The organism is Corallococcus sp. M7 (genome assembly GCF_054512695.1).
Window position 1 is genome coordinate 8,405,380 of record NZ_CM137252.1, and the last position, 22,891, is coordinate 8,428,270.

The following is a 22,891-nucleotide window of genomic DNA, read 5'->3' on the forward strand; positions in this document are numbered from 1 at the left end:
CATCAGGTCGGCTCGGACCGTAAAGAGGTCCCCGCGACGGGCTTCCCGTCCGGCCTCGACCGGCTGCGGGTCCTCCACCTCCGACGCCCTGCGCCAGGGGTAGGCGGAGATTCGCCGCATCGGACCGCGCACCGGGATTCTTCCACGCGGCGGAAGAGTCCCTGCCGGGCGGTGGGGATTCAGTCAGCGGACGCCGCCTCATAAATCTCTCCTCGACGCCCATACCAGGGCCGACGGCGGCACTTCGGCTCGCCGTAGCAACGAGGGAAAGATCATGAACTCCCATCAGAAGGTCGCCATCATCACGGGCGCGTCGCAGGGCATCGGGGCCGGGCTCGTCGAGGCATACCGGGGTCGCGGCTACCGCGTCGTCGCGACCTCCCGCTCCATCAAGCAGGGCAGCGACCCGGAAGTGCTCGCCGTCGCGGGCGACATCGGCGATGCCTCTACCGCCGAGCGCGTGGTCAACGAGGCCATTGCGCGCTTCGGGCGCATCGACACGCTGGTCAACAACGCCGGCATCTTCATCGCGAAGCCGTTCACGGACTACACGGCTGACGACTTCACCGCGATGCTCAAGACCAACCTCGGTGGCTTCTTCCACCTCACGCAGCGCGCCCTCGTGCAGATGGTGAAGCAGGGCTCCGGCCACATCATCAGCATCACCACGCCCTTCGTGAACCAGGCCATCGCGGGCGTTCCGACGGGGCTCGCGAACCTCACCAAGGGCGGCATCAGCTCAGTGACCCGCGAGCTCGCGGTCGAGTTCGCCGGGAGGGGTATCCGCGTCAACGCAGTCGCCCCGGGCTTCATCAAGACACCCATCCACGCGCCGGAGTCCCACGCGTTCCTCGCCACCTTGAACCCCTCGAAGCGCATGGGCGAGGTCAGCGACGTCACGGATGCGGTGCTCTACCTCGAGGGTGCCAGCTACGCGACGGGAGAGATCCTCTACGTCGATGGCGGGCAGAACGCCGGTCGCTAAGGGAGCCTGCCATGCCCATTGTCACCATCCAGATCACCCGTGAGGGCTCCGGCCCCGGCCGGGACTCCGTCACGCCCGAGGAGAAGGCCCGCCTGATTGCAGGCACCAGCCAGCTCCTGCTCGACGTGCTGAACAAGCCCCTCGACTCGACCTACGTGGTCATCCAGGAGGTCGAGCTGGAGGACTGGGGCTGGGGCGGCTTGCCGGCGCTCGAGTTCCGCAAGCGGCGCGCCGCGGGCACATCGTGAAGCCGCACGGAGACCGCCAAGGCCCCGGCGGTCTCCATCCCCTGTGCACCCAAGGGGGCCCCTGCCCGGGGTGCCCTTCCCGTCAGCCCTGGAAGGCCTGGGCCTGCACGGAGAGCCTCGAGAACTCGGCGCGCAGGCGTGGCACAGCGAAGTCCATGAAGGCGCGGACCTTGGGCACCGAGATGCGCCCCTGCGGAGTGAGGAGGTGTACGGGGAGGGCTGACGGCTCGGCGTTGCGCAGGAGGACCTTCAGCGAGCCATCCTGGACGCGCTCCGCCACATGGTACGTGTAGAGCCGGGTCACGCCGTGGCCGTCCACCGCGGACGCGAGCGCGGCCCGCACGCTGTTGACCACGAGCCGCGGCTTGAAGTGCACGGAACGGGAGACGGCGCTTCCGGCGGCTGGCGGAAACACCCACGCATCGTGCCCGAAGTGCGTCGTGGTGATGATCCGGTGCTTGCCCAGGTCCGCCGGCTCGAGGATGGGCGGATGCCCGTCGAGGTAGCGCGGCGATGCCACGACGACCCGCTTCACGTCGCCCCCGACACGGACGGCGACGAGGGAGGAGTCGGGCAGCTCGGCGACGCGCAGCGCGACATCGATGCCTTCCTCGACGAGGCTGGCGTACCGGTCGAGCAGGACGAGGTTCACCGAGACCTCGGGGTAGGCCTCCAGGTAGGCGTCGAGGATGGGCCGCAGGATCTCCTCGCCGCTGATGGGTGGTGCGCTGATCGTGAGCGTCCCCCTCGGAGCGACACGCTCGCCCGCGGCGCTCAGCTCGGCCTCCTCCAAATCCGCCAGGATGCGGCGACACGCGGACGCATAGCGCTCACCTGCCTCGCTGAGCTTGAGCGTGCGGGTGGTGCGGTGCAGCAGCTCGGCGCCGATGTGTTGCTCCAGCAACGCGATGGCACGGCTCACGGCGGCCGGCGAGCGCGCGAGCCGGCGGCCAGCGCCCGCCAGGCTGCCCTCGTCGAGCGCCGCGACAAACACCTTCATCGCCTCGATGCGATCCATGTCCCCTCTTCCGCGGCGCAGGATGCCCCTCATCCGCAGGGGCCCCTGAGGCAAGCCGGGTGACGGTGTACCGCAGGTCACCCCGGCCCCTAAGCGGGTGTGACGCGGGCATATCCGGAGGCAAGCGCGGAACACGGGGGGCCGCTTCCTCCCACCGCGAGGTCTTGTCCCAGGGCGGCCATGTCCTCAGCCTCTTCCATGAAGGGCACTCAGCCCCTGGGAGACAAAGCCATGAGAACAGGACGCGGTACCCACTTCGGATTCACCCTGCTTGTCGGAATGATGCTGCTCGCCGCGGGCTGCGCCTCGACGAGCGTAGGCAAGACCTGGAAGAGCCCGGCGCTCGCCCAGCACCCCCCTCTCAAGAAGGTCGTCGTCGTGGCGATGGTGCCGAGCGAAGCCACCCGACAGCAGCTTGAGCAGGAGCTGTCGACAAAGCTGTCGCAGGAGGGCGTCCAGGCCGTCAAGAGTTCCGACGTCCTCCCTGCGGGAGCGAAGCCCGACAAGGACACGATCCGGAATGCCATCGAGGGAAAGGGGTACGACGGCATCCTGGTGGCTCGCTTCGCGGGAGTCGATCAAGACGTCAACGCCTATCCCGGCATGTCCTACTACGGCTACTTCGGCGCCTACGGTCCAATGGACTACTCCGTGACGGAGGAGGCGAAGATGCAGGTCAGCCTCTTCGACGCCCGAGGCGAGAACGGACAGCTGCTGTGGAGCACGAACACCAAGACCTACGAGTCCTCGGACATCCAGAAGGAGGTCCCGGGTCTCGCGGATGCCATCGTCAAGAGCATGGCCAAGGACGACGTGGTGGGGAGCGCGAGCTGACGCAAGGCGGCTGGGACCGGATGGATGACGGGCTTCATTCCAACTGATACCCCCAAAGCCGGGTCCAACCCCGAGGGGCGATCCGGCAGGTTGAATTTTCGGACCGGAGCTCAGGGACAGCTCCTAGACTGAAGCGATGTGGCGCCGGTACCCCCAGTGGCTCGATGCGGGTGAAACCGACGGAGATCCGCTCGGGGCGCCGATGCTGTGGCCCGACGGGCGTCACATCGCCGCGAACGGGCGCGGGCGCATCTTCCTCTGGAGTCTGGCGACCGGTGAGTGCACGCGGGTCCTGAAGACGGGCGCCATCTGTCGGAATGGAGAGCCCTGGTTCCGGCTGGCGGGTGAAGCCGAGCTGGGCCGCGTGCTCGAGGCGTACAAGATCCGCGGCCTGGCCGTCTGGGACTCCAAGGACTGGCGACGCGTGCAGACCTTCGAGGGCCACGGAGAGGAGGTCCAGGCCGCAGCGGTCGTCAGCGAGGACCGCGTCGTCTCCATCAGCGCCGACAGCAGCGCGCGGCTGTGGGACGCATGGACGGGCGAGAACCTGCGCACGCTGGAGACCGGACCGCTCTACGCGCTCGCGCATGCCCCCGCCCGGGGCCTCGTCGCCGTGGGCGGAAGCAACGGCGCCGTGCACCTGCTCGAAGCCCTTACGCTCAACGTCCGCGCCCGCTTCCACCTGCGCATGGCCGCCGCGCGCCATGAGCCCCTCGGCGCCGAGCGAAAGGAACAGCTCGGCATCGGGTGGAACCGCCCGTCGAACACCCTCCGGGCGCTGGCCTGGCACCCCGACGGAGAGCACCTCCTCTGCGGGTCCTGGGACTTCGTGGCCCGCATGTTCCACAGCAGCACCGGACGCGTCGTGCGGCAATGGCAGGGCCATGCGGACGGGGTGGACTTCGTCGCGGTGGAGCCCTCGCGCGGGCTGCTCTGCACCGGGAGTTCCGATGGCACCGTGCGCGTCTGGTCGCTCGACTCCACCGAGTGCCTCGCCGTGCACGACGTCGGCCACGCCGACCTGGGCGGCCTGCTGGTGCACGACCGGACGCTCTATGTGACGTGTCGGCGGGAGCTGTTGTCCGTGCCTCTGGACTAGCGCAGAGCCTTCCCATTGGCGGTCCAAGCAGAGTGGTTCTCGAGATGTTCAATGCCGTCCATTCGTCCAGGTCCGCAGGGGGGCATCCTCCGCGGGAGCTGCTGTCGTGGTCCGCCCTCGCATCCCCGGGAGCCTCCATGACGCAGTCCAGGACGGCCGTACTCGCGCTGCTCATCACCCTCGCCCTCGCCCCCCCAGTGGCCACGGCGGGCCAGAGCGCCTCCACCCGCTGGGCGGCGAGCCGGGGTGACTTCCTCACCTGGCAGCTCAGCGGCGTGGGCCGCGCGGCGGATGGCTCGCTCCAACTGCTTCCGGGCCAGTCCTGGTCCGGCACCGACCCCTACGGGCCGGGCGGCTACTACGGCGGCACCTATTACAACGGCGGCTCCTTCTTCCAGGGCGAGGCCACGAGCCCCATCGTCTCCAGCGCGTTCGGCTTCCGTGAGGCCATCGCCTCCTGGGAGGCCACCACGCCCACGGGCACCTGGGTGGAGACGCTCGTGCGCGTGCAGGTGGGCGGCGCCTGGACGAAGTGGTTCAGCCTGGGTGTCTGGGCTTCGGACACCTCCACGGTGCAGCGCCACTCGGCGGACTCGCAGGCGGACACCGTGGCGAGGGTCTCCATCGACACGCTCATCGTCACCGCGAAGAAGAGCGCCGCGACCGCGTGGCAGGTGAAAACGCGGCTGTTCAGCGCGAACGGCGTCGTCACGCCCGTGCTGCACGCCAGCACGCTCACCACCTCCACCTCACCGGAGACGCGGCCCACCGTGCCCGCAGGCAACCCGGCCCGCTGGAACCAGGTACTCGCGGTGCCGCCGTGCTCGCAGATGGTCTACCCGGACGGCGGCGAAGTCTGGTGCAGCCCCACGTCCACGGCGATGGTGCTCCAGTACTGGACGGCGGACATGCGGGGCTGCGAGGCGAACGTGCGTGCGGCTGTCGCGGGTGTGCATGACTGGTATTACGGCGGTCACGGCAACTGGCCCTTCAACACCGCGTACGCGGCGGGCCAGGGCTTGCAGGCGCACGTGGCGCGCTTCACGAGCTTCGCTCAGTTGGAACCGTGGCTCTCGGCGGGAGTGCCCGTCATCCTCAGCGTCGCGTGGGGCAAGGGTGAGCTGACCGGCGCGCCCATCCCCTCCACCGCTGGCCACCTCATCGTGCTCGCGGGCTTTGACGCGGTGGGCAACCCCGTGGTGAACGACCCGGCGGCCGCCAGCGACACCGCCGTGCGGCGCACCTACTACCGTTCGGAGTTGGAGCCGCTGTGGCTCTCGCGCTCCGGAGGCACCGCCTACCTCGTCTACCCCTGGGATTGGCCGGTGCCCGCGCTGTAGCGGCTCGTCACGGCCTCTCCTTGAACAGGGGCTCCCTGCCTCGAGCCTCACGCTCCGCGTCGGACCACCATCAGCAGCGCGGGCCCATCCGGGGTGTCCAGCGTCCGCACCGGCTGGAACCCCGCCTTCTCATAGGCCCGGATGGCGCGGGCGTTGTCCGGCGAGGGGTCCGTCTGAACCTTCGTCACCGCGGGGTCCAGGAACAGCTTCGCCACGAATTGCGCCACCAGTTGGGTGCCCAGCCCCCGTCCCAGGTCCTCCGGGTGCGCCAGGTACTGGTCGATGCCGCGCGCCCCCGGGTCCCGCTCCTCGCGCCACCACGCGGGATCCGCGCGCATGACGTCATAGGCCTGGATGTAGGCCACGGGCCGGCCGCCCAGCCTTGCCACGTACCGCCAGACCGCGTCCGCCTCCTGCTCCTCCTCCAATTCCTGACGCAATGCCTCCCGCGAGGGCGGCTCCCCGAACCACCGCGCCACATGCGGGCGCGACAGCCAGTCCGTCAGCATCGGCACGTCGTCGAAGGTGACGCGCTCGAACTGGAAGCACGCATCCGAGGTGGCGTCGGTCGTCATGCGCCGCATTTCTCCCATGCCCTGAGTCTGCTCATTGATTGGGGTACGCTGGCAACGCATGAGCCCGCCGGACCACCCGCCCCTCGACACCGTAGCCATCGTCGCCAGCGTCAAGACCACGACCGAAAAAGCCTGGAAGGAGTCCGTGGATACGCAGCGGGGGAATCCAGCCGACGCCGGGTTCATCAGCTGGAACACCCGCCTCAGCGACCCGCTTCCCATGACGTGGCCCCTCGTGGAGCCGACGTTTGCCTTCTACGCGTACGCCAGGGGCATGAACCCCATGCGCCTGCGGGACGGGGAGTTCGTCGGCCCCACCTGGGCCCGAGTCACCTGGTCGGCGAAGGGCCAGAAGCTGGAGCTCACCCGCCTGGACACCCGGCTTACGTCTCACGGCGTCCAGGGCGTACGGCCTCTGAAGAAGGAAGAGATCGAGACGCTGAAGGTGAAGCCGCTCGAAGTGCTTCTGGGCGCGCGGACGAAGGCAGCGGACCAGCAGCTCAAGTCCTATTACTGCCTCCAGCGCTCCGTCGGAAACATCCCCCCTGAAGCCGTCACCGCCCATGCCGCGTTCTTCGAATGGCTGGGCTGTAAGCCATAGGCTGCCTAGGCCCGGTGCCAGAGGATGTCCTCGCCGGGTCCGGCGACGGCGTGCCCTTCACTGCCGACGGGCTCCTCCTTCCCGTCGCAGAGGAAGTCGATGCCCGCGGTGTCCCGCGCGGGGACCTTCGCGAGGAAGCGCTCACCGGAGGCCCCTCGCCCGACGATGACGCCGAACCTCGGGCTGCCGTCGCGTTCGTACAGCACCGTGTACGTCTCGATACGGCCGGGGTCCGTGGCGTCCTCCACGAACGGAGGGATGGGACCGCGCGCGGCGTCGGCTTCCGCCTGATGCTCGAAGGCCTCGGGCAGTGTTCCAGCGGGCGGCGGTTCGCGCGTGAGCACGAGGCCGTGGTTGTACGTCGCGAACCCGCCGTTGCCGAAGAGCAGGCCATGGCGTCCCTCTTCGCGCAGCCGCTGCACCATGCTGACCACCGCGTGGCCCATGTAGTTGGCGATGGGCCCACCGCCGAACGTGAGTCCCCCGAACACCGTGGCGGGCTTCTCCAACGGCCAGCCCAGCACCCGGCGCGCCATCTTCGGCACGCAGGGGAAGCAACTGTAGAGCTCCACGAAGTCGAGCGCATCGACGCCCAGCCCATTCAGCTCCAGCGTGCGGCGCAGCGACACGGCCATGCTCGGTGAGCTCGCGTAGCCATCGCGAGCCATGAAGTCCTCCGGCTCATGCGCCGCCGCGCCCCGTCCCACGTACACGAGGCGGTCCTCCGGCACGCCGCGCGCGAGCGCCGCCGCCAGGCTGGTGACGAGGAACCCCGCGCCCTGGTTGACGGCGCTGTTCGCCACCATCCGCTTCCAGTACGGAAACGCGATGGGCCGGTTGGACGGTGACGGCGTGATGATGTCCTGCACGGACGCGGGCTCGCGGATCCACGCGCCCGGGTTGCCCGCCGCGACCTGCGAGAACCGCGACCAGATTTCGCCGCTCTCCCGCTGCGCCTCCGCCAGCGTCTGTCCATACGCGGCGCGGCCGGCATTCTCATACAAAGGATAGACGTCGACCGGCGAGTTGAGGCCGTAGCGCTTGCGATAGGCCGCGTGCGCCTGGACACCGATGCTGGTGGCGGCGTTGTGCGCGGAGGGTGCATCCCCCGCGGCCAGCGCCGCACGCCGGGCCGCCGTGCGCAGCGCCTCGCCGCCCACGACCGCCGCGACCTCCACCGCGCCGGAGGCAACGCGGTTGGCGGCCTCGTGGAGCAGCCGCACCGGACTGTCGCCACTGGCCTCCACCGTCTGCTCATGGAGGCGTGGCCGGGCGCCCAGGCGCTCCGCCAGGGCAAGGGGCAACGGGCCCATCTGCCGGAACGAGAGCTGATCCACCACCGCCAGCGAATCCAGCCGGGAGAGCCAGCCACCGCCCGCATCCGCGTCCGCCGCCCGCAGCGCGGCCTCCATCAAGCCCAGCGAGTCCAGGCCCCGCAGCGGATCCTCCGGACGGTCGTTGATCTGCCCCACGCCCACGATGACGGGAATCCGGTTCGCGTCCTTCATGACTCGCCTCCTGACCGACCTGCTCCCACGGTCCGCCATCCCGGTCAATGCGCCCATATGACCCGGGTAGAATTGACGCCCATTTCTACCCGGGTAATATCCCCGGCATGACTTCACCCTCCACCACCTGGACCGCCTTCGCCGGCCAGCGCCTGCTCGCCTCCGGCACGCCAGCCGAGGTCGTCACCGCCGCCAAGGGCGCACTCGACGCGGGCGAGCAGGAATCGCTGCTCCTGTTCGACGACGCCACGGGCCGGACGGTGGACTTCCACCTGCGCGGCACGCTGACGGAGGTGCTCGCCCGCCTCCAACCCGTGCCGGACCCGGCGGCCGAGTCCTCCGAGCCCCGAGGCCCCGGCCGCCCCAAGCTCGGCGTGGTGGCCCGCGAGGTGACGCTGCTGCCCCGCCACTGGGAGTGGCTGTCCGAGCAACCCGGCGGCGCGTCCGTGGCCTTGCGCAAGCTGGTGGAGGCCGCGCGCGCGAACAGCGGCGACGCCGACCGTGTCCGCCGCGCCCAGGCCGCCGCGGACCGCTTCATGACCACGATGGCCGGCAATGCACCGGGCTACGAGGAGGCCGCCCGCGCGCTCTACGCGGGCGACCGCACCCGCTTCAACAAGTGGACCCGGAGCTGGCCGGACGGCATCCGCGACTGCGCCCGAAGGCTCGCCGGCCCCGCCTTCTCCAAGGAGACGCCATGAACCACCAGTGGGTGCTGAAGTCGCGTCCCCACGACGAGGTCTCCGACACCTGCTTCGAATGGCGTCAGTCGCCGGTGCCGACGCCAGGGCCCGGAGAAGCACTGGTGCGCGTCGTCTGGCTTGCCATCGAGCCCACCCAGCGCACGTGGCTCAATCCCCACGCGACCTACATCCGGCCCGTCGAGCTCGGCGAGGTCATGCGCGGGGCAGGCGTCGGGCAGGTCATCGCGTCCCGCTCCGAGCACCTCGCCGTGGGCGACTGGGTGGCGGGCATGACGGGCTGGCAGGAGTACGCGCTGGCCGGTGACGCGGGCCTCTTCGGCTTCAACAAGGTGCCGGATGGCATCGACCCCAGGGCCATGCTGAACCTCTACGGCGCCAGCGGGCTGACCGCGTGGATTGGCATGACGGACGTGGGCCGCGCGGCCCCGGGAGAGACCGTGCTGGTCTCCGGCGCCGCGGGCAGCGTGGGCTCCATCGCCGGTCAGGTGGCGAGGCTCCGGGGCTGCCGCGTCATCGGCATCGCGGGCGGCCCACACAAGGCCGAGTGGGTCACCCGCGTCGCCCGGTTCGACGCCTGCATCGACTACAAGTCCGAGGACATCCGGACGCGCCTCCAGGCGCTGGCGCCCCAGGGCGTGGATGTCTTCTTCGACAACGTGGGCGGGCCCGTGCTGGAGGCCGCGATGGATCACCTGGCGGTGCGCGCCCGTGTGGTGCTCTGCGGCGCCGTCTCCTCTGGCTACAAAGACCGTGACTACGGCGCCACGCCCCGCAACTACATGCAGCTGGCCTTCCAGCGGGCGCGCATGGAGGGCTTCATCTTCCTGGACCACGTCCCGCGTTTCCCCGAGGCCTTCCGCGAGCTGTCCACCTGGGCCGCCCGGGGCGAGCTCGTCCTGACTGAGACCGTCGCCGAGGGACTGGAGCAGGCGCCGTCCGCCCTGCGCGGCCTGTTCGAGGGCCGCAACCTGGGTAAGCAACTGGTCCACGTCGCGGCCCCTGTCCGAGCGCGGTAGCCTGCCGGCTCCCACCTTCCGCACGGAGCCCCGGATGAATCTCCAGACCACGCTGACCGCCGTCCTCGCCCTCGCCACGGGCGCCGCGGAAGCCCGAGACCCCGCGCAGGACGAGCGCGAGCTGCTCAAGGTCGAAGCCGCGCTCTGCCGCGCCTTCGAGACCGGCGACGTCGCCACGCTGCGCAAGAGCCTGGACACGCACTTCACGCTTACCGACTCCAAGGGCACGGTGACGGACCTGGAGCAGAACCTCGCGGAGGTGGCGAAGAAGGACCCCGTCTACGAGGTCTTTCGCAACCATCATCAGAAGATCCGCCTGTACGGCGACGCCGCCGTCGTCACCGGCATCACCACCCTCAAGGGCCACTCCGGCAAGACGCAGTTCGAAGGTGACTTCCAGTTCACCGACACCTGGGTCTACCGCGATGGCCAGTGGAAGCTCGCCGCGAGCCACGCGACGAAGCTGTCGAAGTGACAGGCGTTGCTCAATCCCTTGCCAGTCCCGCCACCTTTGAAAGGCAAGCGCCCAGCCGCTTCATTCCTTCCGGAATGCGCGCGGCGGGAATGCCGCCATAGCCCAGCACCAGCCCTGGCCGGGTGCGAGCTCCCATGAAGTAGCGCGACAGGGTGATGAGCCCGACCCCCGCGGCCCGGGCCCGCGTCACCGTCTCCCGCTCCAACGCCACGCCCCCTCGCCGGAACGTCGCGCACAGGTGCAGGCCCGCCACGGAGGGCACCACCTGGAGCCAGTCGCCGCAGTGGCGTGAGAGCCCCTCCGCCACGCGCTCGTGCCGGGACTCGTAATCCCGCCGCATCTTGCGGATGTGCCGCGCCAGCAGCCCGCTGTCGATGAACCGCGCGAGCGCGGCCTGCTCCGGCACCGGACTGTGCCAGTCCATCACGCGCCGGGCCCACCGCAGCTCCCGCTGGAGCGACGGCGGCGCGACGAGGAACCCCATCCGCAGCATGGGGACCAGCACCTTCGAGAACGAGCCCACGTAGAGCACCCGCCCGGAGCGGTCCATCCCATGCAACGTCTCCAGGGGCCGGCCGCCAAAGCGGAACTCGCTGTCGTAGTCGTCTTCAATCACCACCGCGTCCCGCCGCTTCGCCCACTCCAGCAGCGCCACCCGGCGCGCGGGCGACATGGGCATGCCCAGCGGGAACTGGTGCGACGGCGTGACGTAGACGAGCCGCGCGGTGTCCGGCAGCGCCGCCACGTCCAGCCCCTCCGCGTCCACCGGTACGGGCACGACGCGCGCCCCCAGTGACTGGAACACCTGCCGCGCGGGCGGATAGCCCGGCTCCTCCATGGCGACGCAGTCCCCCGGCTCGATGAGCACCCGGCCCGCGAGGTCCAACGCCTGCTGCGCGCCATTGGTGATGAACACGTCCTCCACCTCCGCGCGCACGCCCCGCGAGACGCCCACGTGCCGGGCCACCGCCTCCCGCAGCCCCCGGTGCCCGGCGGCGTCCACGTAGCCTCCGGACACCGTGGCGGCCCGCAGCTGGCGCGCCACCAGCCGGCGCCAGGACTCGAAGGGGAAGCCCGAGACATCCGGACTGCCCACGCCAAAGTCATACGCGGCCGGGGCCAGCGGCGCGGGCAGGTCCGGCAGCGCACGCCAGAAGGCCCGCGCGCGCAGCGGCACCTGGGCCTCCCGCCCTGCCCTGCCACGCGGCCGGGAAACCTCCCCCTGGACGAAGCTCCCCGCCCGCGTGCGCCCCGCGATGAGTCCCTCCGCGGTGAGCCACTCATACGCCACGCCCACGGTGTTGCGGGCCACGTCCAGGCGCAGGGCCAGCTCGCGGGTGGGCGGCAACCGCTCACCGCGCCGCAGGCGCCCGTCCAGGATGGCCGCGCGCAGTCCCCGGTAGATCTGCCCGGCCAGGTCCCGGCGCCCCCGGAGCTCCACATGGAAGTCCATGCCGCATCCTCCCACGGATTGGCCCAATGGAATTCGTCAATCCTGGCCCTGTCACCGGGCCAGCGGCGGACCATCCTTCCGCCATGACCGATTCCACCTACGCCTCCCACCCCGTCGACTCCGAACGCATGCCGTGGATCCCCATGGGCCGGCCCGGGCTCGCGTTCAAGCCGCTGCGCTTCTTCCGCGACGGCAGCGGCTGGATGTACCTCTTCCGCCTGGAGCCCGGCACCCTCATCCCCCGGCACCGCCACGTCGGCGAGTCACACGCCTACAACATCTCCGGGCGCCGCAAGCTGCTCGACACCGGCGAGGTGATTGGCCCGGGCACGTATGTCTATGAGCCGCCCGGCAACGTCGACAGCTGGCAGGTCGTGGGCGATGAGCCCCTCGTCCTGCACATCACCGTGAAGGGCGGCATCGAATACCTGGGCGAGGACGGCCAGGTCCTCAGGAGCGTGAGCCCCGCGGAGCGGCTGGAGACATACCGCCGCTGGTGCCAGGAGCACGGCGTGGAGGCCCTCGCCACCATCGAGTGACGAATGCGGTTGCCCCGGCTTCCGCCCCCGGGCAGGAGGAGTCCTGGACCCCTCACCGGAAGGAAGCCCGCCCATGCCGCCCAGGCCCACCGCACCGCCCCAGCTCCAGTCCGCGCCCGAAGCGCTGCGCAAGTTCGTCGAGGACCTGCTCACCCTGGACCTGGAGGAGCCCTGGGCCCAGCCCGCGGAGGTGAAGGAGACGGGCGCCGCGTCCTGGCAGCCGTCCAACGCCTACACGCTGGTGATGGGGAACCTGGACGTCGAAGGCAACGTGCTGGTGGACGCCGCCGGGCATGACGAGGGCATCCTCATCGTGTTCGGCGACGTCACGTGCCGCAACCTCCTCGTCGGCGTGGGCTTCACCTTCGTCTGCACCGGCACGCTGCGCGTGAAGGAGACGCTCGTCGCGACCGCGATGGACAGCGTGACGTACGCGGCGGGAGTGGTGGAGGCGGAGCTCGTCGACTCCGGCTCCGGCGCGTGGCTCACCCTCTTTGGAGATGCGTCCGAGCTGCACGTGAAACATCTCACGCATTACGTGATGAACGGCCGCACGGTCATCAAGTCGCGGAATCCTCCCGACCTGCGCGCGCTTGTCGTTCCCGAGGTCCTGGACCTGGAGGAATGGGATTCCCTCTCCGCGGAGGAGCAGGCGGAGGAGGACCCGAAGGTCCTCATCAAGCTGGACGCGCGAGCGGCCCACCAGCGCCTGGCCCTTGGCGAGAGCCTCTTTCTCCCGCGCTGAGAAGCCCGCGCGCTCCGTGCGGGCCGCCCTCACCCGGAATGTCAGACACGCTTGGTAGCTTGCGTACTGTCCGAGGCCGGTCGGACGACAGGCTTTCGCCGCCCCCCTTGGCGAAAAGCGTTCTCACAAACCGAGGAACATCTTGAGACATCTTGGATTGAAGTCTTTGGCCGCCGTGTGGCTGACGTGTGCCCTGACGGGCTGTGGCGCGGAGATGGAGCAGGGCGCGGAGACGGAGCTGGAGAACCCGACCGAGGCCGCTGAACAGGCCCCGGTGAAGGAGAAGGGCCCGCCGCCGGAGCGGCGGCTCCAGGCGGAGGCCGTGGACTGCACCAGCACCAGCACGCTGAGCAACGGCGTGCCCTTGTCCGGCGTGGGCCAGGAGGCAGGCGCCTGGTCCTGCACGTACAAGCTCACGGTGCCCACCGGGGCCACCCGCGTGGAGTTCACCACCAGCGGAGGCACCGGCGACGGCGACCTGTACGTGCGCCGGGGAAGCACTCCCACGGAAGCGGCGAACGACTGCAAGTCGGCCGGTGGCTCCAACTCGGAGACCTGCGCCCTCACCGTGACGTCGTCCGGGACCTATTACGCCCGCATGTATGGCTACAGCACGTTCTCCGGCGCGACCATCACGGGCACCTACACCCTGACGACCGGTCAGCCGGGCTGTACCAGCACCAGCCCCATCACCAACGGCTCGACCACCTACGGCCTAAGCGCGGCGCCCGGGACCTTCTCCTGCGACTACACGCTCGAGGTCCCGTCAGGGGCCGCGAGCCTCACGTTCTACACGTACCTCGGCTCCGGTGGCATGGCCCACCTCTACGCGAAGCGAGGCAGCGCGCCCACCCTGGCGTCCTATGACTGCAAGGCCACCACGGGCGGAGGCAACAACCAGACGTGCACCGTCACCAACCCCGCGGCGGGCACCTGGCACGTGCGCCTGTACAACGCGGACTCGTACATGACGCTCACCGGCGCGGCCCTGCACGGGTCCTATGTCACCGGCGGCACGGGCAACCCGGGCACGGGCACGCTGACGAACGGCGTCGCGGTGACGGGCCTGTCGGGCGCGCAGGGGTCGTACCGCTACTGGACCATCAACGTGCCGGCCGGGAGGACCTCGCTGCTCGTGCAGACGTACTTCGGCACGGGGGACTCGGACCTCTACGTCCGCGAGGGTTCGCAGCCCTCGGAGTACGCGTACACCTGCAGCTCCGCCGGCACGGGTGCCACGGAGTCGTGCCTCATCAATGCCCCCACGGCGGGCGTCTACCACGTGATGATCAAGGGCTACTCGGACTACTCCGGACTGACGCTGAAGGCCTCCTACTGAAGCCGTCCCGCGAACCTGATGTGTGAAGCAGTGCCCGGCCCCGAGGTGATTTCTTCCCTCGGGGCCGGGGTTGGAGGAACACTCCGGACCCATGAGCGCTCGGCGGTTCGACGTGGTGGTCCTCGGCTCCGGTCCCGGCGGTGAAGGGGCCTCGATGAAGGCGGTGAAGTCCGGCCGCAAGGTGTGCACCGTGGAGCAGGGAGCCCTGGTGGGCGGCGCCTGCACCCACACCGCCACCATCCCCTCCAAGGCCCTGCGCCACGCCATCCAGCGGCTGTTGGACGTGCAGCAGGACCACCCGGAGATGCGGGCGGAGCTGGCCCGGCACACCACGCTCAAGGACATGATGCGCGCGGCGACCACCGTCGTGTCCAAGCAGGTGCAGCTGCGCACCACCTTCTACGAGCGCAACCGCGTGGAGCTGGTGACGGGCCGCGCGAGGTTCCGGGACGCGCACACGGTGGAGGTGACGGAGCCGCGCGGCTCCGTGGAGCTGCTCACCGCGGACGCCTTCGTCATCGCCACGGGCTCCAGGCCCTACCGGCCCTCGGGCGTGGACTTCCGCCACCCGCGCATCTTCGACTCGGACACCATCCTCAAGCTGCGTGAGTCCCCGCTGTCGATGATCATCTACGGCGCGGGCGTCATCGGCTGCGAGTACGCCTCCATGTTCCGGATGCTCGGCGTGAAGGTGGACCTGGTGAACACGCGCGACCGGCTCCTGTCCTTCCTGGACGACGAAATCTCAGACGCCCTCTCCTACCACCTGCGCGAACAGGGCGTGCTCATCCGACACCAGGAGGAGATGGTCTCCGTGGAGCCGCACGACGACAGCGTGGTGCTCCAGTTGAAGAGCGGCAAGCGGCTGAAGGCGGACGTCTTCCTCTGGGCCAACGGCCGCTCCGGCAACAGCCAGGACCTGGGGCTGGAGGCGCTGGGCATCGCGGTGGACTCGCGCGGGTGCATCCAGGTGAACGACGGCTACCAGACGTCCGTGCCCCACATCTACGCGGTGGGTGACGTGGTGGGCGCCCCGTCCCTGGCGAGCGCCTCCTATGACCAGGGCCGCTTCGCCGCCACGCACATCGTGGAGGGGCGGATGGAGCACAAGCTGGTGAAGGACATCCCCACGGGCATCTACACCAGCCCGGAAATCAGCAGCCTGGGCCGCACGGAGCGCGAGCTCACCCAGGCGGGCGTCCCCTACGAAGTGGGCCACGCCTTCTTCAAGAGCCTGGCGCGCGCGCAGATCACCGGCCGCACCGTGGGCATGCTGAAGCTGCTGTTCCACCGGGAGACGCGGGAGATTCTCGGCATCCACTGCTTCGGGGACAACGCCTCGGAGATCATCCACATCGGCCAGGCCATCATGGCGCAGGACTGGCCGGGCAACGGCATCGACTACTTCATCAACACGACCTTCAACTACCCCACCATGGCGGAGGCCTACCGCGTGGCGGCGCTCAACGGCCTCAACCGGCTGTTCTGAAGAAACACGAAGGGCACCGCGGGCGCTTGCAGGCCCACGGTGCCCCGGGTGTGTCACGTCAGGCGGCGGCTAGTAGCGGTAGGTGTCCTGCTTGTACGGGCCGCTCTTCTGCACGCCGATGTACTGCGCCTGCTCCGGGGTGAGCTCCGTGAGCTGGGCGTTGAGCTTCTTGAGCTGGAGCCGGGCGACCTTCTCGTCCAGGTGCTTGGGCAGCACGTACACCTTGCCCACCTGGTACTTGTCGCTGTGCGAGTACAGCTCGATCTGCGCGATGGTCTGGTTCGCGAAGGAGCTGGACATCACGTAGCTGGGGTGGCCGGTGCCGCAGCCCAGGTTCACCAGACGGCCCTTGGCCAGCAGGATGATGCGCTTGTTGTCCGGGAAGATGACGTGGTCGACCTGGGGCTTGATCTCCTCCCACTTGTACTGCTCCAGGGAGGCGACCTCGATCTCATTGTCGAAGTGGCCGATGTTGCAGACGATGGCCTGGTCCTTCATCTTGGCCATGTGCTCATGGGTGATGACGGACTTGTTGCCCGTGGCGGTGACGAAGATGTCCGCCTTGTCCGCGGCGTAATCCATGGTCACGACGCGGTAGCCCTCCATCGCGGCCTGGAGCGCGCAGATGGGGTCGATCTCCGTCACCCACACCTGGGCGGACAGCGCGCGCAGGGCCTGCGCGGAGCCCTTGCCCACGTCGCCGTAGCCCGCGACGACGGCGATCTTCCCGGCCACCATCACGTCCGTGGCGCGCTTGATGCCATCCACCAGGGACTCACGGCAGCCGTAGAGGTTGTCGAACTTGCTCTTCGTCACGCTGTCGTTGACGTTGATGGCGCGGAACAGGAGCGTGCCCTTCTGGGACATCTCCTGCAGGCGGTGCACGCCCGTGGTCGTCTCCTCGGTGACGCCCAGGATCTTGGCGCTCTTGCGGGAGTACCAGGTGGCGTCCTCGGCCAGCTTGGCCTTGATGGAGGCGTACAGCTCGCGCTCCTCCTCGCTCTGGGGGTTCGCGATGACGGACAGGTCCTTCTCCGCGCGCTTGCCCAGGTGCATGAGCAGCGTGGCGTCACCGCCGTCGTCGAGGATCATGTTCGGGCCCTCGTGGTCGCTGCCGGCGGGGCCGAACTCGAAGATGCGGTGGGTGAAGTCCCAGTACTCCTTGAGGGACTCGCCCTTGTGGGCGAACACCGGGGTGCCGGCCTCCACCAGCGCGGCGGCGGCGTGGTCCTGCGTGGAGAAGATGTTGCAGGACGCCCAGCGCACCTGCGCGCCCAGCGCCTGGAGCGTCTCCACCAGCACGGCCGTCTGGATGGTCATGTGCAGCGAGCCCGTGACGCGAGCGCCCTTGAGCGGCTGCTGCTTCGCGTACTCCTCGCGGATCGCCATGAGCGCGGGCATCTCGCTCTCGGCGATGCGGATCTCCTTGCGGCCCCAGCTGGCGAGCTTGAGGTCGGCGATGGCGTAGTCCTGATTCTGCTTCTGGGTAACCGCGGTCATGTGTGGCTCCGGATCCAGGGTGGCGCGCCTGCCGGCAAGGAAGAGGCCCGGGCCCTGGGAAGAAAGGCCGCCTCACCCTCGCAAGAAACGCGTACAGGTGAGCGCCGTTGGGTCAGTCGGCTTCGAGCCTGGGGCCGGGACGGCCTCGCAACGCTCCTCGAAGTCGCGGGGGAAACTACGAGAAGGCGCCCCGAATTTCAAAGGGAGATTGCCTTCCTCCGGGAGGGGCGCGGGTCCCATGTAGGAGTGGGCGGGAGGACACCCGCCCGCTCCCACGTCCGTCCTGCTGGGAGGTTCAGTCCCCGCGCCCACCCTGGCAGGCTCGGGGCCATGACGGACCTCATCCTCACCGGTGCCTCCCGTGGGATTGGCCATGCGCTGGCCCTGGCGTTGGCCTCGTCCCAGGACACGCGGCTCCTGCTCGTGGCGCGCGACGAGGGCCGGCTCCAGGCCCTGGTGGCGGACGTGGAGCGCCTCGGAGGCCAGGCCGTCGCGGTGCCGGGGGACCTGGGGACTTTGGCGGGGGCCCGGGAGCTGGGGGCACGCCTGACCGGGCTCATCACGCCGGGGACGACGCTCGTGCACAACGCGGGGCTGTGGCCGTCCCAGCGGGTGCTCAACGCGGACGGGCTGGAGACGGCGTTCGTCACCAACCACCTGGCGCCGCTGGTGATGCAGCGCCCGCTGCTGGAGTCCGGGCGGCTGCGGCGCATCCTGGTGGTCAGCGCCGGCCTCATCATCAAGGGCCGCTTCGACGCCGCGCGCACGCCCACGGGCGAGGACTTCTCCAGCATCCGCACCTACTGCGACACCAAGCTGTGCTTCGCGCTGGCCATGCGCGACGTGGCCACCGCGCATCCGGAGGTGGACGTGGTGGTGCTCCACCCGGGCGTGGTGCGCACGGACCTGGGCGCGCGGCCGGGGCCCGTGGGCTGGCTTTTGTCCCAGGTGAAGCGCGCCTGGGAGCGCCCGGAGGTCTGCGCGGCCCGGCTTACGCGCATCCTCGCCCGCGAGCGCTGGTCCCCTCCGGGGGATGCGCGCTGGCTGCTGGAGGAGGCCGAGCAGCCGTGGCCGGCCGTCGCACAGGATGCGGCCACACGACAGGCGTTGCGCGACACCACCGCCCAGCTGCTCGCCTCCCGCTGACGGCCGGCCCTGCCCGTGGCCAGCTTCCCCGGGGAGGCACGCCATGCAGGAGCCGTCACAGCCGAGGAAGCAGGCAGGGCTTCGCGCCCCCGACGCACCTTCCGTCCCCTGGCACGCGCTTCTTCCAGAGGCCGTGCTGGAGCGGCTCTCCAGCACGCCCCAGGGCCTGACGGAGGAGGCGGCCCGGGAGCGGCTCGCGCGCCATGGCCCCAACGTGCTGGAGCGCTCGCGGCCGGACAGCGCGTGGAAGCTCCTGTGGCGGCAGATCGACAGCCCGCTCATCTGGGTCCTCATCGCGTCCGCGGGCCTGGCCATCCTGCTGGGCAAGGTGACCGACGGGCTCGTCGTCGCCGCCGTCGTGGTGCTCAACACCGTCATCGGCTTCGTGCAGGAGTACCGCGCGGGCCGGGCCATCGAGGCCCTGAACCACATGGTGCCGGAGACCGCGCAGGTGCTGCGCGACGGGCACCTGGTGGCGAGGCCCGCGGCGGAGCTCGTCCCCGGGGACGTCGTGCAGCTTGCGTCGGGGGACCGCGTGCCCGCGGACCTGCGCCTGCTGCGCTCCCGCAACTTCCAGGTGGAGGAGGCCGCGCTCACCGGGGAGTCCGTCCCGTCCAGCAAGCACGTCGCGGCCGTGGCCGGGGACGCGCAGCTGGGGGACCGGGCGAGCCTCGCCTTCGGCGGCACGCTGGTGACGTCCGGCACCTCCACCGCCGTCGTCGTCGCCACCGGCGGCGCCACGGAGCTGGGCCGCATCTCCCATCTCATGGAGCAGGCCGCGGACCTGAGCACGCCGCTCACGCGCGAGCTGGCCCGGCTGGGCCGCGTCATCAGCCTGGGCATCGTCGTGCTGTCCGCCGTGCTGCTCGGGGTGGGCATGGTCCGGGGGTATGCCTTCAGCGACGCGGTGCTGGTGGCCATCACCCTGGCCGTGGCCGCCATCCCGGAGGGCCTGCCCGCCATCGTCACCATCGCCCTGGCCATCGGCGTGCAGCGCATGGCGCTCCGCCGCGCCGTCATCCGCAAGCTGCCCGCCGTGGAGACCCTGGGCAGCACGACCGTCATCTGCACGGACAAGACCGGCACCCTCACCCGCAACGAGATGACCGTGCAGGCGCTGTGGACCCGGCGCGGGCACTACGCGCTCACCGGCGTGGGCCACTCGCCCCTGGGTGAGCTGCTCCACGCGGGACGCGCCCTGGAGGTGCCGCCGGAGGACGTGCGCGCGCTGCTCATCGCGGGCGTGCTCTGCAACGAGGCCGACCTCCAGCCTCGCGAGGGCCGCTGGGGGATGACCGGCGACCCCACGGAGGGGGCGCTGCTGTTCGCCGCGAAGAAGGCGGACCTGGGCGTGATGGAGGTGCGCGAGCGCAACCCGCGCCTGGACGCCATCCCCTTCGAGTCCGAGCACCAGTACATGGCCACGCTCCACGCGGGTGGACCGGAGGGGCGCGAGCTCATCCTCAAGGGCGCCCCGGAGGTCGTGCTGCGCCGCTGCGGGCCGGGGCTGGACCGCGACGCCGTGCTGGTGGAGGTGGAGCGCATGGCGCGCCAGGGCCTGCGCGTGCTCGCCTTCGCGCGCAAGGGCCTGCCCGGCGCGGAGGCCGTGACGTCCGAGGACGTGGAGGCCGGCTTCACGCTGCTGGGACTGCAGGGGATGATCGACCCGCCCCGCGAGGAGGCCCTGGCCTCCGTGAAGGCCTGCCACGCCGCCGGCATCCACGTGAAGATGATGACCGGGGACCATCCGGGCACGGCGGAGGCCATTGGCCAGCAGCTGGGCCTCCACGCTCCGGGACATCCGGGCCTCACCGGCGCGCACCTGTCCTGCATGAGCGACGCGGAGCTGGCCGTGGCGGTGAAGGACACGAACGTGTTCGCGCGCCTGGCCCCCGAGCACAAGCTGCGGCTGGTGCGCGCGCTCCAGACGCAGCGGCACGTGGTGGCGATGACGGGCGACGGCGTCAACGACGCGCCCGCGCTCAAGCAGGCGGACATCGGCGTGGCCATGGGCATCACCGGCACGGCCGTGTCGCGCGAGGCCGCGGACCTGGTGCTGACGGACGACAACTTCGCCACCATCGTCGCCGCCGTCGAGGAGGGGCGCCGCGTCTACGACAACCTCGTCAAGTCGCTCGCGTTCGTGCTGCCCACCAACCTGGGGCTCGCCCTCATCCTCATGCTGGGCGTGACGTTCTTCCCCCTGCAGGAGGCCGGCGGCGTGCGCGAGCCGCTGCTGGCCATGCGCCCCACGCAACTGCTGTGGATCAACCTGGTGGCCACCGTCGCCCTGGCGCTGCCCCTGGCCTTCGAGGCGAAGGAGCGCCACGTCATGCGCCGCCCGCCCCGCGCGCCGGACACGCCCGTCCTCAGCCACTTCGTGGTGATGCGCACCGGGCTCGTCGCGCTGCTGATGGCGGCGGGCGCCATCGGCCTGTTCCTCTGGGAGTTCGCGCGTCAGGGCGGCGGCCATGAGGCCTCCAACGCCCTGGCCCTGGCCGAGGCGCGCACCATGGCCGTCAACACCGTGGTCAGCTTTCAAATCTTCTACCTATGGCTGTGCCGCACGTTGACGGGCTCCACGCGCGAGGTGGGCTTCGCGAGCAACCCCACCGTGTTCGTGGGCATCGCCGCGCTGGTGCTGCTCCAGGCCGCGTTCATGTACGTGCCCTTCTTCCAGCGCATCTTCGGCTCCGCGCCGCTGTCCCTGGGAGACATCGCCCGGTCGGTGCTGGTGGGCGCCTGCGTGCTGCCCGTCGTGGGCCTGGAGAAGTGGCTGCGCTCGCGACCGCGGCGGCGGGAGGCGGACCGGAGCGTGCGCGCCACCTGACCGCCCCGCGAAGCGTCACGCCTCCAGCCTGTGCAGCAGGGACGCGAAGTCGGAGAGGTGACGGACGGCGGTGAAGCGGGCGCGCACCTGCTCGTGGGCCTGGGTGCCCAGGCGGGCCGACAGCCGGGGTTCCTCCAGGAGCCTGCGCACCGCGGCGGCGAACTCCGGCAGGCAGGTGGGGTCGCGCACGAGCAGGCCCTCCACCTCATGGTGTACCTGGTCCTGGATGCCGCCCACCGCGCTCGCCACCACGGGCCGGGCCTTCCACATGGCCTCCGTGACGGTGAGCCCGAAGCCCTCCTTCAGGCTCTTCTGCACCACCACGCCCGCGTGCCGCTGGAGCGCGTTGACGATGGCGGCGTTCTCCTCCGGGTCCACCATGGGCAGGCAGGCCAGGTGGACGCGCTGGCGGAGGAAGTGCGGCTGCTCGCGCCACGCCGCGACCACGGATTCGAACGTGGCCGCCGCATCCGGATCATCCGCCACGGACATCACCGAAGGTCCGGCGAGGACGAGCTCCGCGCGCAGGCAGGGCGACTGCCTCAGGAGCAGCGCGAAGCCCCGCATCACGCCCACCGGATCCTTCAGCGGATCCCACCGCGACACCTGCACCACCAGCGGCACGTCCAGCGCGGGCGCGGAGCCCAACCGCACGATGTCCGCCCCGCGCGAGACGCGGGCCGGGACCCCGTCCGTCCGGGTGAAGACGGGCTCGGGCGCGTCCGGAGCCAGCCCCACGAGCCCGATATGGCCCAGGATGGCGCGCGCGACCGCCGGCGGCATGGGCTGGTTTTTCACCGCGAAGATGTCGATGGAGGGCTGGATGACGACCGCCCGGTCCGCCAGCAGCGGCGGCACGTAGGCGGCCCGGGAGAAGACCGCGAGCCGCGCGGCGGCGAGCCCCGGCGCGAGGAAGGCCCACGCCCGCTCCACCTCCTCGTTGGGCACGTCACACCCGATGTGGCAGCGCCACACCACCTGGGCCCCCGCCGCGGCGAGCGCCGGCGCCAGTCCCGCGGTCTGCGGGTCGTGCAGCAGCACCACGTCGCCCGGACGGATGAGGACGAGCAGCTCCTCCGCGTTGTCGCGAAGCACCTCCTCGTAGCAGGCGCGCTCCCCGGCTCCCAGCGCGGAGCCATCTCCCTGGGAGCCGTGCAGCGCGTGGTGCAGCCGCCGGGTGACGTGGAAGAAGCCGGGCGTGCCCTGCAGTACCATCCACCGCGTGTCCACGCCCGCACCTCGCGCATAGGCGAGCAGCCCGGGCAGCATCTCCGCCACCCCGCCGCCCCGGGCCGTGGAGTTCACGTTCCAGAACGTGCGGCCCCGCATGCCTTCGCGGGCCTGCTCCGCATGGGACTGGAGCGACGCCCACTCCTGCGCGGTGAGCCCCTTGTGGAAGCACTCCAGCGAGCTGGCCCGAACGTGGACCTCGAAGGGCTTCAGCATG

Annotated in this window: 21 protein-coding genes and 1 riboswitch; of the genes, 15 read left to right on the plus strand and 6 right to left on the minus strand. The window is 70.3% G+C overall.

What is annotated here, in order from left to right:
• The first annotated feature begins 274 nt into the window (after window positions 1-274).
• Window positions 275-985 carry an SDR family NAD(P)-dependent oxidoreductase gene (locus tag ACX114_RS33670; protein ID WP_459291430.1) on the plus strand — a complete coding sequence of 237 codons (711 nt, stop codon included), beginning with the start codon at window positions 275-277 and terminating at the stop codon, window positions 983-985.
• Between the two features lie 11 nt (window positions 986-996).
• Window positions 997-1,233: a tautomerase family protein gene (locus tag ACX114_RS33675; protein WP_120556902.1), complete on the plus strand. Its 237-nt coding sequence runs from the start codon at window positions 997-999 to the stop codon at window positions 1,231-1,233.
• Between the two features lie 82 nt (window positions 1,234-1,315).
• Here the strand turns inward: ACX114_RS33675 and ACX114_RS33680 are convergent, their stop codons facing one another.
• Window positions 1,316-2,251: a LysR family transcriptional regulator gene (locus tag ACX114_RS33680; protein WP_459291431.1), complete on the minus strand. Its 936-nt coding sequence runs from the start codon at window positions 2,249-2,251 to the stop codon at window positions 1,316-1,318.
• A 231-nt stretch (window positions 2,252-2,482) separates the two neighbouring features.
• Between ACX114_RS33680 and ACX114_RS33685 the strand changes: the two genes are divergently transcribed.
• From ACX114_RS33685 to ACX114_RS33695, 3 genes are all read left to right on the plus strand, one after another.
• Window positions 2,483-3,085, plus strand: a complete 603-nt coding sequence (locus tag ACX114_RS33685; protein WP_459291432.1) for a DUF4136 domain-containing protein — start codon at window positions 2,483-2,485, stop codon at window positions 3,083-3,085.
• Between the two features lie 136 nt (window positions 3,086-3,221).
• Window positions 3,222-4,184 (plus strand): WD40 repeat domain-containing protein, encoded by a 963-nt coding sequence (locus ACX114_RS33690; RefSeq protein WP_459291433.1) that lies wholly within the window; start codon window positions 3,222-3,224, stop codon window positions 4,182-4,184.
• Between the two features lie 137 nt (window positions 4,185-4,321).
• On the plus strand, window positions 4,322-5,524 hold the full coding sequence (locus ACX114_RS33695; RefSeq protein ID WP_459291434.1) for a peptidase C39 family protein: 1,203 nt from the start codon (window positions 4,322-4,324) through the stop codon (window positions 5,522-5,524).
• A 47-nt stretch (window positions 5,525-5,571) separates the two neighbouring features.
• Here the strand turns inward: ACX114_RS33695 and ACX114_RS33700 are convergent, their stop codons facing one another.
• A complete protein-coding gene (locus ACX114_RS33700) occupies window positions 5,572-6,099 on the minus strand; it encodes a GNAT family N-acetyltransferase (RefSeq protein ID WP_459291435.1) in 528 nt (175 codons plus the stop codon).
• Between the two features lie 220 nt (window positions 6,100-6,319).
• Between ACX114_RS33700 and ACX114_RS33705 the strand changes: the two genes are divergently transcribed.
• Complete coding sequence (locus ACX114_RS33705; protein WP_459291436.1) at window positions 6,320-6,700, plus strand: hypothetical protein; 381 nt, start codon at window positions 6,320-6,322, stop codon at window positions 6,698-6,700.
• A 5-nt stretch (window positions 6,701-6,705) separates the two neighbouring features.
• On the opposite strand, the gene ACX114_RS33710 is transcribed toward ACX114_RS33705, so the two are convergent.
• Entirely contained in the window at window positions 6,706-8,208 is a 1,503-nt protein-coding gene (locus ACX114_RS33710; protein ID WP_459291437.1) for an acetyl-CoA acetyltransferase, read from the minus strand.
• Window positions 8,209-8,315: 107 nt separating this feature from the next.
• Here ACX114_RS33710 and ACX114_RS33715 point away from each other — a divergent pair, with 107 nt between their 5' ends.
• The 3 genes from ACX114_RS33715 to ACX114_RS33725 are packed head-to-tail and all read left to right on the plus strand — an operon-like array spanning window position 8,316 to window position 10,403.
• Window positions 8,316-8,909: a DUF2239 family protein gene (locus tag ACX114_RS33715; protein WP_459291438.1), complete on the plus strand. Its 594-nt coding sequence runs from the start codon at window positions 8,316-8,318 to the stop codon at window positions 8,907-8,909.
• Window positions 8,906-9,928 (plus strand): NADP-dependent oxidoreductase, encoded by a 1,023-nt coding sequence (locus tag ACX114_RS33720; RefSeq protein WP_459291439.1) that lies wholly within the window; start codon window positions 8,906-8,908, stop codon window positions 9,926-9,928. The genes ACX114_RS33715 and ACX114_RS33720 overlap by 4 nt, the downstream gene beginning before the upstream one ends.
• Window positions 9,929-9,962: 34 nt before the next feature.
• Complete coding sequence (locus ACX114_RS33725) at window positions 9,963-10,403, plus strand: nuclear transport factor 2 family protein (RefSeq protein WP_459291440.1); 441 nt, start codon at window positions 9,963-9,965, stop codon at window positions 10,401-10,403.
• A 10-nt stretch (window positions 10,404-10,413) separates the two neighbouring features.
• On the opposite strand, the gene pdxR is transcribed toward ACX114_RS33725, so the two are convergent.
• A complete protein-coding gene (gene pdxR / locus ACX114_RS33730) occupies window positions 10,414-11,856 on the minus strand; it encodes a MocR-like pyridoxine biosynthesis transcription factor PdxR (protein WP_459291441.1) in 1,443 nt (480 codons plus the stop codon).
• Window positions 11,857-11,939: 83 nt separating this feature from the next.
• On the opposite strand from pdxR, the gene ACX114_RS33735 reads away from it, so the two are divergent.
• From ACX114_RS33735 to sthA, 4 genes are all read left to right on the plus strand, one after another.
• On the plus strand, window positions 11,940-12,395 hold the full coding sequence (locus ACX114_RS33735) for a cupin domain-containing protein (protein ID WP_459291442.1): 456 nt from the start codon (window positions 11,940-11,942) through the stop codon (window positions 12,393-12,395).
• A 73-nt stretch (window positions 12,396-12,468) separates the two neighbouring features.
• Entirely contained in the window at window positions 12,469-13,140 is a 672-nt protein-coding gene (locus ACX114_RS33740; RefSeq protein ID WP_459291443.1) for a hypothetical protein, read from the plus strand.
• A gap of 157 nt (window positions 13,141-13,297) precedes the next feature.
• Window positions 13,298-14,479, plus strand: coding sequence for a PPC domain-containing protein (locus ACX114_RS33745; protein WP_459291444.1), 1,182 nt, complete (start codon window positions 13,298-13,300; stop codon window positions 14,477-14,479).
• Between the two features lie 91 nt (window positions 14,480-14,570).
• The gene (sthA, locus tag ACX114_RS33750) at window positions 14,571-15,968 is read left to right on the plus strand and encodes a Si-specific NAD(P)(+) transhydrogenase (RefSeq protein ID WP_459291445.1); all 1,398 of its coding nucleotides are present in this window, start codon (window positions 14,571-14,573) and stop codon (window positions 15,966-15,968) included.
• A 69-nt stretch (window positions 15,969-16,037) separates the two neighbouring features.
• Here the strand turns inward: sthA and ahcY are convergent, their stop codons facing one another.
• Window positions 16,038-17,468 (minus strand): adenosylhomocysteinase, encoded by a 1,431-nt coding sequence (gene ahcY, locus ACX114_RS33755; RefSeq protein WP_459291446.1) that lies wholly within the window; start codon window positions 17,466-17,468, stop codon window positions 16,038-16,040.
• 92 nt (window positions 17,469-17,560) lie between these two features.
• Window positions 17,561-17,633: riboswitch (S-adenosyl-L-homocysteine riboswitch) on the minus strand.
• A 165-nt stretch (window positions 17,634-17,798) separates the two neighbouring features.
• Here ahcY and ACX114_RS33760 point away from each other — a divergent pair.
• Complete coding sequence (locus ACX114_RS33760; RefSeq protein WP_459291447.1) at window positions 17,799-18,614, plus strand: SDR family NAD(P)-dependent oxidoreductase; 816 nt, start codon at window positions 17,799-17,801, stop codon at window positions 18,612-18,614.
• Window positions 18,615-18,657: 43 nt separating this feature from the next.
• On the plus strand, window positions 18,658-21,444 hold the full coding sequence (locus tag ACX114_RS33765; RefSeq protein ID WP_459291448.1) for a cation-translocating P-type ATPase: 2,787 nt from the start codon (window positions 18,658-18,660) through the stop codon (window positions 21,442-21,444).
• Between the two features lie 15 nt (window positions 21,445-21,459).
• Here the strand turns inward: ACX114_RS33765 and ACX114_RS33770 are convergent, their stop codons facing one another.
• Window positions 21,460-22,890 carry a glycosyltransferase gene (locus ACX114_RS33770; protein ID WP_459291449.1) on the minus strand — a complete coding sequence of 477 codons (1,431 nt, stop codon included), beginning with the start codon at window positions 22,888-22,890 and terminating at the stop codon, window positions 21,460-21,462.
• Window position 22,891 lies beyond the last annotated feature (1 nt).